2 protein-coding genes are annotated in these 2,232 nt (G+C 79.3%); one reads left to right on the top strand and one right to left on the bottom strand.

The window, feature by feature from the left end; translation table 11 throughout:
* Positions 1–131 precede the first annotated feature (131 nt).
* The gene (locus AAHZ94_RS32955; protein WP_349997381.1) at positions 132–1,037 is read right to left on the bottom strand and encodes a DNA-3-methyladenine glycosylase family protein; all 906 of its coding nucleotides are present in this window, start codon (positions 1,035–1,037) and stop codon (positions 132–134) included.
* A 374-nt stretch (positions 1,038–1,411) separates the two neighbouring features.
* On the opposite strand from AAHZ94_RS32955, the gene AAHZ94_RS32960 reads away from it, so the two are divergent.
* A complete protein-coding gene (locus AAHZ94_RS32960) occupies positions 1,412–1,987 on the top strand; it encodes a TetR/AcrR family transcriptional regulator (RefSeq protein ID WP_349997382.1) in 576 nt (191 codons plus the stop codon).
* Positions 1,988–2,232: the final 245 nt, after the last annotated feature.

Here is a 2,232-nt window from a genome sequence, read left to right on the forward strand (position 1 = left end):
GGGGGGGGGGGGGGGGGGCGCCGCCCCCCGCCCCCCCCCCCCCCCCCCCCCCCGGTCGTCCCTCGGCACGGGTGGCCGCGCGGGGCGTCCGTGCCGGCAGGGGCCGGAGGGTGCCCGTTCCGACCCGGGTGTCAGAGGGCGCGCATGTCGCTGGGGGCCAGCCGCGGGGCGCGGCGTGGTGGGGTGACGCCGGCGAGCAGGATCAGCCGGCAGGCGCGGTGGCGGTGGTCGGCGTAGGGGGCGAGCAGGTCGAGCATCGCGGCGTCGTCCGTGCCGCGGCGGCCGGTGAGCGCGTAGCCGATGATGCCGGGCAGGTGCAGGTCGCCGACGGTCACCGCGTCCGGTGCGCCGTTGCTGCGCTGGAGCGCCTCGGCCGCCGTCCACGGGCCGATGCCGGGTACCGCCTGGAGGCGCGCCATCGCCTGCGGCAGCGGCATCGCCGCCGCCTCCTCAAGCCGGCGGGCCACGCGTGCGGCGCGCACCACGGTCGCCGAGCGCTTGCCGTCCACACCTGCCCGGTGCCACTCCCAGGACGGGATGAGCGCCCAGGTCCTGGCGTCGGGCATGACCCGCATCCGGTCCCTCGGGCCGGGCGCGGGCTCGCCGTGCCGGCTCAGCAGCAGCCGCCAGGCGCGGTACGCCTCGTCGCTGGTGACCTTCTGCTCCAGGATCGAGGGCACCAGGGATTCGAGCACCAGGCCGGTGCGGATCAGGCGGAGCCCCGGGTGGCGCCGGTGGGACTCGTGGACCAGCCGGTGGCGCGGGCGGAAGCCGGCCGGGTCGTCGTGGCCGCCGAGCAGGTCGGGCAGGCGGTCGAGCAGCCAGTCGGCGCCCGGGCCCCACGCCTGCGCCTCGATCCCGTCGCCGCGGCGCGCCAGCCGGATCGTGCCCGGGCCCTGCGGGGTGCGCGAGGCCCGCCAGATCGTGCCGTCCGGGTCCACCTGGAACGCGGGATCGCCCGGGCCGCGGCGCAGCACGGCGATGTTGCGCCCCAGGTCGTACGGGCCGGGCGGGACCCAGATGCGGCTGGCGGACATCCCGCCAGCGTACGTGGCCCGCCGGCCGGGGTGGCAGGTCCGCTCCGCTGCGGTGGCAGGTCCGGCTGCGGTGGCCCGGCCGCACGGCCCGGGTGGCAGGTCCGCTCGCACGCACCGGGCGCGGGGCCGTACGGACCGGTGGCAGGTCCGCTCCGCTGCGGGCAACCTCAGAGAACTTCAACCGTAGTACTCTGCCTGGAGCGGCTGGCGGCCCGTACGGCATCGGTGTGGCCGGTCGGCCCGTACGACGTCCGGCGCCGCGGGGCGGTGGCGCCCGGTGCGGTGCACGAACCCGCAGGCACCGGGGCTGCGGGAGCGCGAGGCGGTGCCTGCGGCGGTGGGCCCGGTACGACGACGGAACGGAAGTGGTGGGCATGGTGCGGCGGAACGACGAGCGGCGGGCGGCCCTGGTCGACGCGGCGATCGAGGTGCTCGCGGCGGAGGGCGCCCGGGGGCTGACCTTCCGGGCGGTGGACGTCAGGGCGGCCGTGCCCGCCGGGACCGCGTCCAACTACTTCGCCAACCGCGACGACCTGCTCACCCAGGCCGGCGCCCGGGTCTACGAGCGGCTCCAGCCGGACGAGGCGACCATCGCCAGGCAGCGGACGAGCGGCCGGGACCGGGAGACGTACGCGGAGCTGATGCGGGAGCTCATCGCCCGGATCACCGACTACCGCGCCGGCTACCTGGCCCTGCTCGAACTGCGGCTCGAAGCGACGCGCAGGCCGGCGCTGCGGGCGGTGCTCACCGAGCGGGGGCGCGCCGACATCGAGGCCAACGTGGCCTACCACCTGGAGTCCGGGCTGCCGGGCGACGCGACCGCGGTCCGGCTGCTCTACCTGGCGTTCAACTGGCTCGTCGTGGAACAGCTCACCCTGCCGGACGTCCTCTCCCCCGCCGAGCGGGACGCGCTCGTGGCCGCGGCGGTGGAGCGCATCGTCCAGGGGTGACCCCGCGCCGGTCGGGCTACCGCCGCCCTCACGCGCGGGCGGGCGGGCGGGCGCGAGGCGATCGGGGCGCGGGCCTGCCCGACGTCGGGCGTCGGCGCGGCCTCGCGCGGGCGGGCGCGAGGTGGGCCGGGCCGGGGGGGGGCCCCCGCCGGCCCCCCGCGCCCCCCCCGCCCGCCCGCCGGGCCCCGGCGGGGGGGGCGCCCCCCGCGCCGGCCCCCCCGGGGGGGGGGGGGGGGGGGGGGGGG

This window comes from Streptomyces sp. HSW2009 (assembly GCF_040240285.1).
Taxonomy (GTDB): Bacteria; Actinomycetota; Actinomycetes; order Streptomycetales; family Streptomycetaceae; genus Streptomyces.

Bases quoted from the DNA above. Each gene is read 5' to 3' on its own strand.
- AAHZ94_RS32955 (WP_349997381.1), bottom strand. From the start codon at position 1,037: ATGTCCGCCAGCCGCATCTGGGTCCCGCCCGGCCCGTACGACCTGGGG.
- AAHZ94_RS32960 (WP_349997382.1), top strand. From the start codon at position 1,412: ATGGTGCGGCGGAACGACGAGCGGCGGGCGGCCCTGGTCGACGCGGCG.